General features: G+C 48.5%; 11 protein-coding genes and 1 pseudogene. 10 read left to right on the top strand and 2 right to left on the bottom strand.

The genetic code is table 11. From position 1 onward, the window contains the following. The first annotated feature begins 117 nt into the window (after window positions 1–117). Window positions 118–2,550 carry a glycoside hydrolase family 6 protein gene (locus ACTWJ7_RS30130; RefSeq protein ID WP_301880706.1) on the top strand — a complete coding sequence of 811 codons (2,433 nt, stop codon included), beginning with the start codon at window positions 118–120 and terminating at the stop codon, window positions 2,548–2,550. A 775-nt stretch (window positions 2,551–3,325) separates the two neighbouring features. After that, window positions 3,326–5,694, top strand: a pseudogene (locus ACTWJ7_RS30125) (rhamnogalacturonan lyase). A gap of 233 nt (window positions 5,695–5,927) precedes the next feature. On the opposite strand, the gene ACTWJ7_RS30120 reads toward ACTWJ7_RS30125, so the two are convergent. Continuing rightward, window positions 5,928–6,530, bottom strand: a complete 603-nt coding sequence (locus ACTWJ7_RS30120; protein ID WP_079349903.1) for a histidine phosphatase family protein — start codon at window positions 6,528–6,530, stop codon at window positions 5,928–5,930. A 222-nt stretch (window positions 6,531–6,752) separates the two neighbouring features. Between ACTWJ7_RS30120 and ACTWJ7_RS30115 the strand changes: the two genes are divergently transcribed. Beyond that, window positions 6,753–7,715 carry an AraC family transcriptional regulator gene (locus ACTWJ7_RS30115; RefSeq protein WP_079350017.1) on the top strand — a complete coding sequence of 321 codons (963 nt, stop codon included), beginning with the start codon at window positions 6,753–6,755 and terminating at the stop codon, window positions 7,713–7,715. Between the two features lie 180 nt (window positions 7,716–7,895). Continuing rightward, entirely contained in the window at window positions 7,896–9,401 is a 1,506-nt protein-coding gene (locus ACTWJ7_RS30110) for an alpha-glucosidase/alpha-galactosidase (protein ID WP_079349902.1), read from the top strand. Between the two features lie 321 nt (window positions 9,402–9,722). Here ACTWJ7_RS30110 and ACTWJ7_RS30105 read toward each other — a convergent pair whose 3' ends face one another. Beyond that, the gene (locus tag ACTWJ7_RS30105) at window positions 9,723–10,109 is read right to left on the bottom strand and encodes a hypothetical protein (protein ID WP_443146166.1); all 387 of its coding nucleotides are present in this window, start codon (window positions 10,107–10,109) and stop codon (window positions 9,723–9,725) included. 146 nt (window positions 10,110–10,255) lie between these two features. Here ACTWJ7_RS30105 and ACTWJ7_RS30100 point away from each other — a divergent pair, with 146 nt between their 5' ends. The 6 genes from ACTWJ7_RS30100 (at window position 10,256) to ACTWJ7_RS30075 (ending at window position 14,347) form a co-directional block, all read left to right on the top strand. Beyond that, window positions 10,256–10,567 carry a PadR family transcriptional regulator gene (locus ACTWJ7_RS30100; protein WP_443146165.1) on the top strand — a complete coding sequence of 104 codons (312 nt, stop codon included), beginning with the start codon at window positions 10,256–10,258 and terminating at the stop codon, window positions 10,565–10,567. Between the two features lie 43 nt (window positions 10,568–10,610). Continuing rightward, on the top strand, window positions 10,611–11,303 hold the full coding sequence (locus ACTWJ7_RS30095; RefSeq protein ID WP_301880704.1) for a permease prefix domain 1-containing protein: 693 nt from the start codon (window positions 10,611–10,613) through the stop codon (window positions 11,301–11,303). Continuing rightward, entirely contained in the window at window positions 11,300–11,857 is a 558-nt protein-coding gene (locus tag ACTWJ7_RS30090) for a DUF4825 domain-containing protein (protein WP_301880703.1), read from the top strand. Before ACTWJ7_RS30095 ends, ACTWJ7_RS30090 begins: the two co-directional genes overlap by 4 nt. Before the next feature lie 132 nt (window positions 11,858–11,989). Then, on the top strand, window positions 11,990–12,760 hold the full coding sequence (locus ACTWJ7_RS30085; protein WP_024628860.1) for an amino acid ABC transporter substrate-binding protein: 771 nt from the start codon (window positions 11,990–11,992) through the stop codon (window positions 12,758–12,760). A gap of 109 nt (window positions 12,761–12,869) precedes the next feature. After that, window positions 12,870–13,529 carry an amino acid ABC transporter permease gene (locus tag ACTWJ7_RS30080; protein ID WP_113054586.1) on the top strand — a complete coding sequence of 220 codons (660 nt, stop codon included), beginning with the start codon at window positions 12,870–12,872 and terminating at the stop codon, window positions 13,527–13,529. A gap of 62 nt (window positions 13,530–13,591) precedes the next feature. Then, on the top strand, window positions 13,592–14,347 hold the full coding sequence (locus ACTWJ7_RS30075) for an amino acid ABC transporter ATP-binding protein (protein WP_301880701.1): 756 nt from the start codon (window positions 13,592–13,594) through the stop codon (window positions 14,345–14,347). The last annotated feature ends 318 nt before the right edge of the window (window positions 14,348–14,665 follow it).

Raw genomic sequence — 14,665 nt, 5'->3', positions numbered from 1 at the left:
GGAGGTGAAGTTCCAACAGCTCATCATTATGTTCTCTACCGTGCATAGCATCTTGCCGACACAGAGGATCAGACATGAGTATATACCCAATCCAACCACAGGAAAGGTGGAACCCTAATGACAAAATCGAAAACCTTATCGAGAGGCGGAAAAGTCCTTCGCAGAAGTGTGAAACAAATGCTGGCAGCAACGCTGCTCGTAGCGGGCATTTTCCCGGGCATGGCTCCAGGAGTGAGTCAGGCGGCTGAAGCACATGTGGATAATCCGTTTGTCGGAGCTACGGCGTATTTAAACCAGGATTATTCCGCTCTCGTGGATACGTCCATTGCTCTCACCAGTGATGCGTCGTTAAAAGCCAAGATGGAAACGGTCAAATCCTATCCAACGGCAGTCTGGATCGACCGTATTGCCGCCATTCATGGTGGAACAGACAATGCTGGACGCAAAAGTGTGGAGCAGCATCTGGATGCCGCTTTGGCACAAAAGAAAGCAGGCACTCCGATTACCGCTTCATTCGTTATCTACAACTTGCCTGGGCGGGATTGCCATGCGCTTGCGTCCAATGGTGAACTTCCACTAACACAGGCGGCGCTGCAGACGTATAAAAATGATTATATCAATGTAATCGCCGATATTTTTGCAGAACCTAAGTATCAGGACATTCGCATCATCGCCATCATTGAGCCGGACAGTCTGCCCAATCTGGTAACCAACCTCAGTACACCAGCCTGTGCCCAGGCGAGTTCAACAGGCATCTACGAAGCTGGCGTGAAATATGCCTTGGAAAAGCTGCATGCCGTTCCGAATGTGTACAACTACCTGGATATTGGTCACTCCGGCTGGCTTGGTTGGGATAACAACCGTACAGGTGCAATTTCGCTCTATACTAACGTTGTCGAAGGAACAACGGCAGGTCTGAGCAGCGCAGACGGATTCATCACGAACACAGCGAATAGCACACCGCTGAGCGAACCGAATTTGACCAACCCGGATCTGAACATCGGCGGACAACCGATCAAGTCCTCCAAGTTTTATGAGTGGAATCCGTACTTTGACGAAACCGATTTCACTGCGGCACTGTATAGCGGATTTGTACAAGCAGGTTGGCCGGCCAGCACGGGCTTCCTTATTGATACCAGCCGCAATGGATGGGGCGGGGTTAACCGTCCAACGTCTGCCACAGGCAGTGATATTAACACGTACGTGAACTCCGGGCGTGTGGATAAGCGGGATCACCGGGGGAACTGGTGTAACAACAGCGGAGCAGGCATAGGTGAAGCGCCAAAAGCAGCACCAGGACCAGCCCATCTGGATGCCTATGTATGGGTCAAACCTCCAGGGGAATCTGATGGATCCAGCTCGGAAATTCCGAATAACGAAGGAAAAGGCTTCGACCGGATGTGTGATCCAACATTCACGACTCGTGATGGTGTATTGACCGGTGCACTGCCTAACGCACCGGTGTCGGGTCACTGGTTCCATGATCAATTCGTCATGCTGGTGCAAAACTCATTCCCTGTTCTTCCTGCCAGCAATGGTGGAGGGGGTGCAACGACAGCTCCAGCAGCTCCGGCAACACTGTCTGCGACAGCGGGCAACGCACAGGTTTCCCTGAGCTGGACCGCCTCCACAGGTGCGACCAGTTATAACGTGAAGCGGGCGTTGAGTGCATCGGGTCCATTCACGACGGTTGCTGCGGGCGTGACCGGAACATCGTATGCCAACACAGGTCTGATCAATGGTACAACCTACTATTATGTGGTTAGTGCCGTAAATGCTGCAGGTGAGAGTGCCAATTCGGCTGTAAAAAGTGCTGTACCCATTGCAGGTGTGAATGCTCCTGCTGCACCAACAGCACTGACAGCTACGGCTGGCAATGCGCAAATTAGCTTGTCCTGGGCGGCTTCTGCAGGTGCGACAAGTTATAACGTGAAGCGGGCGTTGAGTGCATCGGGCCCATTCACGACGGTTGCTGCCAACGTGAGCGGCACCTTCTACACGAATACGGGTCTAACCAATGGAACGACCTATCATTATGTGGTTAGTGCCGTGAACGCTGCCGGGGAAAGTGCCAATTCTGCCGCAGCTTCCGCAACACCACAAAGTGTGGTTGTCCCGACCAGTGATCTGGTTCTGCAATATCGTGCGGGAGACACGAACGCAGCAGATAATCAGATCAAGCCGTTCTTTAACATCAAAAACGTAGGCAACACAGCTGTAAACCTGAGTGATCTGAAAATCCGTTATTACTTCTCCAAAGAAGGCACCGCAGCAATGGACTCTGCGATCGACTGGGCACAGGTGGGCGGTGCTAACATCCAGCGCACGTTCACCGATTCCTATGTGGAGCTCAGCTTCACTGCTGGAGCAGGTTCGATTCAGGCAGGTGCACAATCCGGGGATATCCAGCTTCGTATGTACAAAACGGACTGGAGCAATTTTGATGAATCCAATGATTACTCCTACGATCCAACCAAAACATCCTATCAGGACTGGAACAAGGTAACTCTCTATAAAGGCGGCACTCTGGTCTGGGGCATTGAGCCTTAATAGGAATGTTATGCAGTTGGTTCGGTTGTGAAAAATGAAGTTCGCTGATGGAAGCATGTAAGAGCCGCTTGAAGATCCGAAATTAGGGATGTGTAAGCGGACGAATGAAGCAGGGCTGTCCTCTGATCATGGAAATGATCTGGCGACAGCCTTCTTTCTTTTCTAACGAACAGAGTAGACGCTATATAGGTGATTTGGTGTAGTTGGAAATTCTAACGAATCCTAGACACGCTAATCAGTAAATTGGGGTGGATTTAGCCCCGCTTAGACCCGTTTTGGTCCGAATAAGGTTACTGAGGTTCGTTAGGATTCGTTGTTTGAGTTTTACGCCCTAATAGGGTGTGTGAGATTCGTTAGATAAGAATTGGCGGTAAGCCTGAGTCTTCCTTCGGACAGATTCGTTCGTCGGTTTGATTCCCTAAATGTCTTCTGAACAACACTGAATATTGATCGTTTTGGACGGATATTTGCCTTTGTCGCGGCAGGTAGGATGTCTATAATAATACCCGATGGGCAGGGCGGAGCTGCTCTGATGGAGAGGCAATGGAAGGGGGACGGAATCGAAGAAGTCTGAGAAGTCTGTTCAAGCAGATTATTCTCTCTTATTTTTGTAAGCGCATTCAGTTAAATTTGAAGGATATGAATGTCTGTAGGATTGAAGGATGCCGCAACGATCCAAACACAACCACAAGCATCACCCATTCTATCTCAAGGAGAGTGAAGGTCGATGAAATCCAAAACAACAGCGCCGATACATAAAGGATCGGTTTCAGGTATGCACTCCAATCGTAAAAAGGTACGTTTGCCACTTGCAGCCAAAATGCTGTCTTCGGCACTAAGCGTTGCTTTGCTGGTTGCGGGAACAGCGGGTGCGAGCGGAGCAGCAGCTTCCAATGAGAACAGAGCGGCTGAAGCCAGCCTGCAGTCACATAAGGGAGGTGGTTCTTTGAAAGACATTCAGCTTGAATATTTGGATCGCGGTCTGGTCGCGGCGTCTTCTTCGGAGGGTGTTTTTCTCAGTTGGAGATTGCTTGGTGATGAGGCCACAGGGTATAGCGATAAAGGTCTGACAGGTACAGACTTTAACGTATATCGTGATGGCAAAAAGATTGCTACGGTAACCGACAGCACCAACTATGTTGATGCCGCAGGCAAATCGTCGTCCCGTTATGAAGTGGCAGCAGTAAGCCAGAAGGGCAAGGAGAGCAAACGCAGTGCATCCGTCAAACCTTGGGCGAACGGCTACGTCGATATTCCTTTGCAAAAACCGGCCGATGGTGTGACGCCAGTGGGAGAAGCTTACTCGTATTCTGCGAATGACATGAGTGTGGGCGATGTGGACGGGGACGGACAGTATGAGTTTTTTGTAAAATGGGACCCTTCTAACGCCAAGGATGTCTCGCAAAAAGGCTACACCGGTAAAACGTACGTGGATTGTTACACGCTGGACGGACAATTGTTGTACCGAATCGATCTCGGGGTCAACATCCGTTCGGGTGCTCATTATACACAGATGCTCGTTTATGATTTTGACGGGGATGGCAAGGCTGAGATGATGTTCAAGACCGCTCCGGGCACCAAGATAATCCAATATAACAAAAAAGGAAAAGTGACGTCCGAGAAATACATCACCCTTCCGAAGCAGGATCGCAAGGCTGGTTACTCTAATGAAGATGATTTCCGTTTAAGTGCAGATGGCTACTATGATCATGTCGTGGATATGTTCAAGAATTGGCATAAGCATGAAGAGGTCGTGAAGGGCAACTGGCCTGCTACGCTGGAGGAAGCTTTTGGGATGGAGAAAAAGTATAGTTATCCTTTGTCTCAGAAGGATGCTGAGAGCTTGGCCGATTACTTCATCGATGTGTATGCACCAAGCCGCAGTGCCAAGAATGAGCTGCGCAAGTTCGAAGGCTTCATCGTAGATGGGCCTGAGTATGTAACGGTGTTCGAAGGAGGGTCAGGCAAAGAGCTGGAGACCATTCCTTATGAGCCGGGACGACAGGATGATGGATTGATGCGGGGCGATTACGCGATGGCGCGTATTGAACCGGCGAACCGGGTAGATCGTTTTCTGGCAGGCGTGGCATATTTGGATGGGAAGAAACCATCAGCAATCTTTGCACGCGGGTACTACACACGTTCCACACTGGTCGCCTACAACTGGGATGGCAAAAAGCTCAAACGTGAATGGAAGGTAGACAGTGGTTGGACACCGATGAAGAACCCGTTCAATGACGGTCCGCATGGGGTGGACGGTACAGATCCGGTGTATGGCTCAATTACAACGCAAGGCGCGCACTATTTCAGTGTGGCTGATGTGGATGGAGACGGCAAACAGGAGATTGTGTACGGCTCGGCCACGATTGATCATGATGGCAGTGTGCTGTACAGCTCCAAGGACCTGATGCCTGCGGAGAGCGCCGCTCCGGGAACGATTGCGCGTCTGGGCCACGGGGATGCGCTTCATGTAGCGGATATTGATCCGGATCGTCCGGGACTTGAGATCTTTATGGTGCATGAGGGTGGTCCTTGGGCGCCATACGGATATTCCCTGCGGGATGCGAAGACTGGGGAAGTGATTTATGGTGGATACACGGCAAAGATACCGGACGCGGTATGATTGGTGATGTGGATCCGACCCGCCGTGGGCTGGAGACTTGGGCCGTGGGATTATGGACAGCCAGCGGTGAGAAAATAAGTGATAAAGCCCCTGGCACCAATATGAACATTCGCTGGGCAGGAGATATGACAACTCAGATCGTGGACGGTGCCATCGATGTCACACCTACGATCAAGGATTGGAATCGGGGCACGCTGCTGACCGCAACCGGAACATTGACCAACAATTATACCAAGGGTACGCCATCTCTCGTAGCGGATATCTTTGGGGATTGGCGGGAAGAGATGCTGGTCAGAACCGAAGACAGCTCGGCGATCCGCATCTATCTGAGCACCGAGAAGACAGATCGCAAACTGTACACGCTGATGCATGACGCGATGTATCGTGTCGGCATTGCCGGACAGAACAGTGGGTACAATCAACCGTCTTACCCATCCTTCTACATGGCATCGGATATCGACTGGTCTAAGGTTACACTGCCCAAGTTCCACACGCCCAAGTCGGGTAAGGGTGGAAAGTGAGAAGTAAGAGATGATAGATGATAGATGATAGATGATAAGTGATAAGTGATAAGTGATAAGTGATAAGTGGCCCAAAACGTAGATGATATGATCCTCTGAAGGTTGGGCTTGAAGAACGCAATACCTGTATGGTGATATAGCGGAACTCTGGAGTAACCTCGGTGCGTTTAGGCGTACGGGAGGTTACCCGGAGTTTTTTTGAAATGGCTAAACCGACGCGACTGACGGCATCATCATTCCAAATGTTTTACGGATGCAAAATCTTGAATGGTGTATTTCCCGTTCTCATGGATCAATGTGGTGATGGAGCATTCGGGAATCAGTTGACTTTGCATGGCTATAAAGTCAGGATGCCAGACATTAAGTTCCTGCTCTGAAAATGTGTTTACGAGAAAATCCGTAATTAACCCGCCGTGAGTAACGATAACGATATAGCTTTCTGGTGAATCTACATTCACCAATTCCGTTAGGGAAGAGGCCAAACGTTCGCCTGCCTGCTTAGATGAGTCGCCTACGGGTGGCAGGAAGTCTGGATCGGATGTGCATCTGTCCCACATCGCAATGAATTCTTCGAAGGTTTGTTCAGGCAGGTCACCCCAGTTGGCGCGTTCCCGCAGACGCTGGTCCTCAGTCACTGTCACGTTTGTTTGGAGAGCAATATGCGCCGCTGTGTCGATTGCTCTTCGAAGTGGGCTTGCGATGATCTTGGTGACAGGTACATTAGACAAATAAAGTGCTGTTGACTTAGCTTGTACTACTCCTTCGGATGTGAGGGGTACATCTCCAATTTGCTTTTCTTTGACCCCATGTCTCACCAGAAAAAATGTAGTTTTCATCCCTCAAGACCTCCTGCTTATAGATTGGATAAAAAAATGATTAGATTTATAGCTAATTATATAATTATCTAATTTATAATCGCAATGTTTTTCATTTACATGATGCTATACATCGCCAGGACTTGCTACAATGGAGAAAAGTGAGGATCGTTGAAGCAACGGAGGTGCAAGGCATTGGAAGCAAAACAGTGGACAGGCAGTCTGTTTCAGGAGAAACTGCGCATGGAGGACTATGGACCGCGTTTCTATGCGTACTATTACAAGCAATGGGACAACTACCAGATGTCCTATCACGATCATGATTCCACGGAGATCATGTACATCATTTCGGGAATGTGCCGGGTCGATGTACAGATGCCGAATGGGAGTTCGGAACAGGCTGTATTGAAAAAAGGGCAATTCATTCTGCTGGACGCGGGGGTTCCGCACCGTCTGCTGGTGAAAGATGGCGTCCCGTGCCGCATGCTGAATGTGGAATTTGGAGTTGCCAGATCGGAGCCAGGACAGCCTTCCATTCGCCAGATCGCGCTGGAAGAGGATGAAGTCCATGCTTTTCTAACACAAGACTCGCCTTATCTGGTCCTGCCTGACCCGGAAGAGGTGTATCACATTATGAAAAGCCTGGTGCTGGAGCTGGATCAGCGCGGTCTGATGGAGCAGGGACGACCTTCTGCACCCATGCGGATTATTCCGCCGGAGGAACGCTCACATCATCGCGAAGCCCGGGATCTGAAATCCCCTGAGCAGGGGACGCTGGTACGTACACTTTTTATCCAACTGCTGGTTAGGGTCGCACGACTTCGAGGGGAGATCAATCGAAGTGCGCTGGATCAGACGGAGCTGTACGTGAAACGTACGATTGAATTCATGCATCACAATATGGATCGCAATATTCAAATGAAGGATATCGCGGCAGCGGTGAATCTGCATCCGGGGTATTTGCATCGTATTTTTCGCCAGCACACGAAGCGCACACCTACGGATTATCTCACAATGCTTCGAATGGAAAAGGCGAAGATGCTGCTGCAACAGACAGATATTCCAATCTCCGAAATTTCCGATTACGTGGGGGTGGGGAGCAGACAATATTTTCATATGTTATTCAAGAAATATACGGGCCGAACTCCGGTTGAATTCCGTTCCTTGATGGAGCGACATGTCAGTCATTATCCCGCTGAAGAATAAATCGTGCAGTTTATCTGGATAGTAAGGCGCGGCGGATACAAAAGTGAGGATTTTTGACAACCTCGTGGTGAAGAGGTCATGATTTTGATAACGCTTCCTTATAGCCCGTTGCTACAATGATTTCATGAAGTGAGATCATTAACCGGAACGAATATACTCGGATTACGGGAGGAATTGTGCATGTCGTTTAAAGTGGCATTTATCGGGGCAGGCAGTATCGGCTTTACACGGGGGTTGCTGCGGGATTTACTAGCGGTACCGGAGTTTAACAATATTGAGGTTGCTTTCTGCGATATCAATCAGCACAATCTGGACATGGTTACCGAGCTGTGTCAGCGCGATATCCGCGAGAATGGACTGAATATTCAGATTCAGCCAACAACGGACCGGAGAGAAGCGCTCAAGGACGCGAAGTATGTACTGTGTACAATCCGTGTGGGTGGGTTGGAGGCTTTTGCAACCGATGTGGATATTCCGCTCAAATATGGGGTGGATCAATGTGTAGGGGATACATTGTGTGCAGGTGGAATTATGTATGGACAGCGCGGAATTGCCGAAATGCTCGACATCTGCAAAGATATTCGCAAGCAAAGCGCACCGGATGTGCTGCTCCTCAATTATTCCAATCCGATGGCCATGCTGACATGGGCCTGCAACAAGTACGGCGGTGTGCGTACGATCGGACTATGTCACGGCGTACAGCATGGGCATCACCAGATTGCGGATGCGTTTGGACTCAAAATGAATGAAGTGGATATTGTGTGTGCCGGAATTAATCATCAGACCTGGTACATCAAGGCGTCCCATGAAGGCAAAGACCTTACAGGCGATTTGCTTGAAGCCTTCGAGAAACATCCAGAGTACAGCCGCACCGAGAAAGTGCGGATCGATATGCTGCGCCGATTTGGTTATTACAGTACGGAATCGAATGGTCATCTTAGTGAATATGTGCCTTGGTACCGCAAACGTCCGGAAGAGATCATGGACTGGATCGACCTGGGCAACTGGATTAATGGCGAGACAGGCGGGTATTTACGCGTATGTACAGAGGGCAGAAATTGGTTTGAGACCGACTTCCCGAACTGGATGAAGGATGAGCCGATGCAATTTGTTGCAGAAAAACGCGGCGGAGAACATGGTTCCTACATTATAGAAGGGTTGGAGACGGGGCGCGTATACCGCGGACATTTCAATACCGTTAATAATGGTGTGATTTCCAACCTGCCGGATGATGCCATCATCGAAGCACCGGGGTATGTGGACCGCAACGGCATTTCGATGCCACATGTAGGTGATCTGCCGCTCGGTCCGGCTGCCGTGTGTAACGTAAGCATTTCCGTACAACGGCTTGCGGTTGAGGCTGCTGTACATGGTGACGACAAACTATTGCGTCAGGCGTTCATGATGGACCCACTCGTGGGTGCAGTATGTAATCCAAAAGAAATCTGGCAAATGGTCGACGAAATGCTGGTCGCTCAAGCCGAGTGGTTACCGCAATATGGTGATGCCATTGCCGCGGCAGAAGCAAGACTCGCTGCGGGCAACCTGATTCCAACGAAGGAATATGAAGGTGCTGCACGTCTCAAAGTGAAAACCGTTGAAGAAATGCAGCAGGATCGCGATGCTGCTAACAAAAATGCGGGTGAATCAGATAAAGGGAAAGATCGCGAGAAAGTGCAGCAATAGATAAAGGCAGGATGTACAACAACGGAATATAAATGGGAATATGATCGAAAGAAATAATAAATAAGAAATAACGAATCAGAAATATAAACAGTAAACAGGGCCCTCTCCGGTAGTGGAGGGGCCCTGTTTGGTTTTATTTTTTCTCCACAACACGAACTACAAACGCAAAAGAAGTATCTCCCAGGCTGATCTGCGAATCTTGAGGGGAAGACCAGCGGACAAATGCTCCGTAATAATATGTCCCTGGTTCCTTGGGAAGTTGGAAGGTCCCACCCGTTGAAGTAATGGGTTGGCTGCGGTTGTCCACATATTCAGAAATACTTATCTCATCCGGGGGATATCTATGCCCATATCTATGGATACTTCCTCACCGGCAAGAACTGAGATCGGACTTTTGTCTTCAAAATTTAGGCTAGCGTAATCAACGCACGTTCCACTCCAACAATAACTGCCCTGTACAGAAGGAATGGAGATGCCGCTTTTGCTCTTAATAATTGGCGTAGGCAGTTTCTGAGGTAAGTTGGGCTCCGGTTCCTGAACCTGTTTTGATCCTATCTTGCCTTCCTTTGGATTAGTTGTTGGGGGCGAGGCAGTTCCGTTTGTACCGTTAATTGAAGTAGGATTACAGCCAGATAATATCAGCAAAATTGTAAGGAACAACAGTGAGAACAACGTTCCCATAGTATTGAAGATTTTTATTGTATCCACCTCCCTAATATCTTCCAGACGAGAAGTAAGAGAAAAATGTTGCTTATATAAATGAGTATTTACTACACGATACATATTACATTTACAGACATAGTAATATGTATTATAGTATACCCAGGATTGAAGAAAGTCGGTGAATCTGGCAGATGGATGAGCAAGCTATTAACAGTGATCTAATTCGAGGCAACATTGACCCCATTATTCTGAGTGTACTTATACTGAAGGATAACTACGGCTATAGCATTATTAAGGAAATTTATCGCAAGAGTGGAGAACGGTTTGAATTAAAGGAACCGACGCTATATTCCAGTCTGAAAAGGCTGGAGAAGAGTGGATATGTGGAATCCTACTGGGGGAAGAGACCCAGGGAGGACGACGCAAATATTACCGGATTACAACGCAGGGCCAGGAAGCTTATACACAGCAAGTTCAAGCTTGGCACGCAGCCAAAACATTGATTGACTGCATGATTATTTCCGGGGAAAAGGGAGATGAAGGGATATGACATTAGAAGCTCGCATTACCCGCCATGTGAATCGTCTTTTCGATCGCGCGCAGGATACGTTAGCCAATCGGGAGTTAAAAGAAGAGATTCACAGCAATCTTGCTGCACGAATCGAAGATTATTTGGAGCAGGGAATGGACGAAGAGCAGGCTTTTCAGACCGCTATTCTGCATGCAGCTGGTATAGATCAGATCATGAGTGACCATCGCAGGGTACAGCGTGTTCCTTATTGGACTGCGGTGTTGCAGTCTGCCTTGATCTATTGTCTTATCGCCTGGATCATTACGATTCCAATGAGAGTCATGATCCAAGGTGCAACCATTAACAACTTGCTCATGCTTATGAGTGTGATTGTGGGTGGAATGTATGTATTTTATATGTTGAAAAATAAAAATACATCGGCTGATCCAGAGGACATCACCGTAATTCGAACACCTGTGTTATGGCAATGGACGCGCAGAGTGTGGTGGTTATGGGCAGGGCTCATCGTTGTGCTGTGGGGAACACAGGCTGCGCTGCGATTTGGAAGCAACATCTGGTATAGTCGTCCGATTCAGATAGAAGGACCCTATCAATTTACGGTAATCGCGATTGCTTTTGCCATACCTTTGCTAAGTATTATTATTCCTTTAATCGTGCAGAGGGCGTATCGGATTGTGGGCAAGTATGAGGTCGGTGATGTCATATGAGTGGAAAGAACAAATGGATTATTGCACTGGTCATTCTCGGTATTTGTGGTGTAATTGTAGTTGAGGGTGTCGTTAATCCGAGAATAGAGGCCAAGCAGACACAGTATGAGGCGGAGCAGCAAGATCCGTTAACCCATGATTTTGCGGCATTAGCGAAATATCGCAGTGCTTATATGGGAGACTTCTCCAATCTCAGCCATTTAAATCAGGCCTTGCCTCTAAGCGACCAGTTGAATGGGTATCAGTTGTATCCAGAGACATTTACGGCTCAGATTAAATACAGGATGAACGCCAGTGATATGAAGCCCGAAGAGTTGGAACAAATCCTTGTATATAATGCTGCTGCCAATTTTGTATGGATTGATAATTTGGAGCATGTGCTTTATTCATTTGAGGATGTTCAATATACTTTGAGCCGTGAAGCCGCCCGGCAATGGGCTGGAACGGAACTGAAGACTCTCCAGGAACCGGATAAGTGGGATGCATCGGTGCGTAAGAAGCTGGTGGAACCGGCGCAAGTGAAAGAAGCTTTTTCACAAATTGTTGACAATTGACCGGAATAGATATGAATGAACTTGGCAACATGCTCGACTCTTCTCCCATGCTATGTTATTATAAGACTCTGATAACGTGGTAACGAACTAAAGCGTTTGGGGTTTGGTTATAGACATGGAGGGGTTAGAGAGATGAGAAAACAAGCGATATTTCTATTATTGATCAGCATATGCATGATTGTTGTGGCGGGCTGTTCCAGCTCGGGAAGCAAGGATGATAATGCCATTATCGTGGGGATAGATGATAAATTTGCTCCAATGGGCTTCCGGGATGACAAGAATGAAATTGTAGGTTTCGATATTGATTACGCAAGAGCAGCAGCAGAGAAAATGGGGAAAGAAATTACGTTCCAGCCGATTGACTGGTCTTCCAAAGAATCGGAGCTGAACAGCGGCCGCATCGACCTGATCTGGAACGGGTACACGATTACGGATGAGCGGAAAGATAAAGTGCTGTTCACGAAGCCGTATCTGGAGAACAGTCAGGTTGCAGTTACACTGGCGGACTCACCGATTACGAAGCTGGATGAACTGGATGGCAAAAATGTAGGATTGCAGGCGCTGTCCTCGGCGGCAGATGCACTGGCGGCAAGTCCGCTGAAGGATAAAGTGAATGCGTCCGAGTTCCCGGACAATGTACTTGCGCTGACCGATCTCAAAACCAAACGTCTGGATGCAGTCATCATTGACGAAGTGGTCGCGAGATATTACATGTCCAAGGAAGAGGGCACATTCAAACTGTTAGATGAATCCCTTGCTCCGGAACAATACGGCATTGGTGTGAAAAAAGGCAATGAAGAACTGCTGAACCAGCTGCAAAAGGCATTGGATGAGCTGAATGCCGATGGAACAGCAGCCGAGATTTCCACCAAATGGTTTGGTGAAGATGAAGTTTTGAAATAGGATCAGGCCATTTGCCTGACATATGTAGTAAACAACATGACCCCGGATTCCAAAAAGGAGCAAGTCTCCTGCGGAATTCGGGGTTAACAGATTAGAGGAGCCGATTGCGATGAGCTGGGAGTATTTACTGGGCGTTATGAAGCCCATGCTTGAAGGGGCACAGACCACAATCTTTTTATTTTTGCTGGCAATTATAGTGTCTGTACCACTTGGATTTGGAGTAACCTTATTGATGAAAAGCCGGTTCAAGCCACTGGCGTGGATCGCTCATACGTACGTCTATGTGATGCGGGGAACGCCGCTGATGCTTCAGCTGTTGTTCTTCTGCTTCGGTCTGCCGCTGCTTCCAGGCGTAGGGGAGTATCTTGTATTTGACCGCTTCACGGCGGCAGCACTGGCCTTTATTTTGAATTATGGTGCGTACTTTGCCGAGATTTTCAGAGGTGGATTGCTTTCCATTGATAAAGGACAACATGAAGCTGCACAGGTACTGGGCTTAAGCAAATGGCAGACGATGACGAAAGTCATCATCCCACAGATGATCCGGGTTGTGCTACCTGCGACGGCGAATGAATCGATTACGTTAATCAAAGATACGGCGTTGCTGTATGCTGTGGCTGTACCTGAGCTGCTGCATTACGCACAGGCCGCGGTAAACCGTGATTTCCGTCTGACACCGTTCCTGATTGCCGGTATTATTTATTTGTTGCTGACCATGGTACTCACTTTGTTCTTCAAGGCACTGGAGAAACGTTATACATTTGAGTAAACGCGCACGGAACAGAAGTTTACGAAGTTATCTAATCTCATCAATTAAAGGACTGTCTGCATATGACACATATTATAGAAGTGAATCAATTAAGAAAATCATTCGGTACACTTGATGTGCTGAAGCAGGTATCATTCAACGTGGAGCCGGGTGAAGTGATCGCCGTGATCGGACCTTCGGGTTCGGGTAAAAGTACGATGCTACGCAGCCTGATTCATCTCGAGGATATTTCGGGTGGCACCATTCGCATTCAAGGCCAGACGCTGGCTGAGAACGGAACATATGCGGGCGGCGCGGATATACGGAAGATTACGGATCGCATGGGCATGGTCTTTCAGCATTTCAACCTGTTTCCACATCTGACGGTACAGGCGAATTTGGAACTGGCACCGAAGACGTTGAAAAAAGAAAGCTCGGCAATCATCCGGCAGCGCAGTCTGGAATTGCTCGGTAAAGTAGGGCTGTCCGACAAGGCGGATGCCTATCCTGCCAACCTGTCCGGCGGACAGAAACAGCGCGTAGCCATTGCTCGCGCACTGATGATGCAGCCGGATATTCTGCTGTTCGACGAGCCGACATCTGCACTTGATCCCGAACTGACGGGGGAAGTGCTGCGTGTCATCAAGCAGCTGGCGCAGGAGAATATGACGATGATGATCGTCACCCATGAGATGAGCTTCGCCCGCGATGTCGCGGATCGCGTCTTCTTCATGGATAACGGCGAAATTGCCGAGGCGGGACCTCCGGAGCAGATCTTTGGCAATGCCAAGCTGGAACGTACTCGCACGTTTTTGCAGCGGGTGGAAGTGGAAGGGTAGAGGATTGAACAGGAGTATGGGCAGGTGCGAATGCCAAGCTCCCATGAAACCCCCGGGAGATTCGCACCTCGGAATTTGTCGGAAATGTCATTTTGTGACCTTTTGGCAACAGATTACTTGAATATAATGGGTTTCGTATATTAAACTAAATATAGTAAATGACAATATGACCGAAAACACGTAATTAGTATATATACATATGCTGTTGTTACGTGTTTTTTTCGCTGTCGCACTCCGTATGGAATGCGTGGATTGAAATTACTTCAGAGCAGTAGTCGATGATATTTCTGAAGATACAAGCAGACGTTGCATGTCCCC

Origin of the sequence: Paenibacillus sp. 1A_MP2 (genome assembly GCF_052244825.1) — a bacterium.
GTDB lineage: Bacteria > Bacillota > Bacilli > Paenibacillales > Paenibacillaceae > Paenibacillus > Paenibacillus vandeheii.
This window is presented reverse-complemented; position numbering and strand designations above follow the sequence as displayed.